Origin of the sequence: Shewanella sp. c952 (assembly GCF_019654975.1) — a bacterium.
Lineage (GTDB): Bacteria > Pseudomonadota > Gammaproteobacteria > Enterobacterales > Shewanellaceae > Shewanella.
In genome coordinates this window covers 1-255 of sequence record NZ_BPEW01000159.1, presented here as the reverse complement: position 1 = coordinate 255, position 255 = coordinate 1, and the positions used below count along the sequence as shown (strand labels likewise).

Genomic DNA, 255 nt, shown 5'->3' with positions numbered 1-255 from the left:
TGATCACTTACACCTTAACCGATGGCTCGGGCGCGACAGATACCTCGACCCTGACCTTGACCGTCACCCCGGTGAACGATGATTTCAGCGATGATAATGAAACTCGCAGCATCGTCGAGGACAGCCCGGAAGTGAGCGGCAATGTGATTGATGGCAGCAGTGTCGATGGCGATCTCAGTATCACCACCTTCACCATTGCCGGCGACAACACCGTCTATAATGCCGATGGCAGTGACGTCACCCTCAACGGTGTCG

General features: G+C 55.3%; 1 protein-coding gene. It reads left to right on the top strand.

Annotation, left to right across the window (positions count from 1 at the left end; genetic code table 11):
• Positions 1–255, top strand: a 255-nt coding sequence (locus K5R16_RS22385) for a hypothetical protein (RefSeq protein ID WP_220740637.1), incomplete at both ends; no start/stop codon positions are given.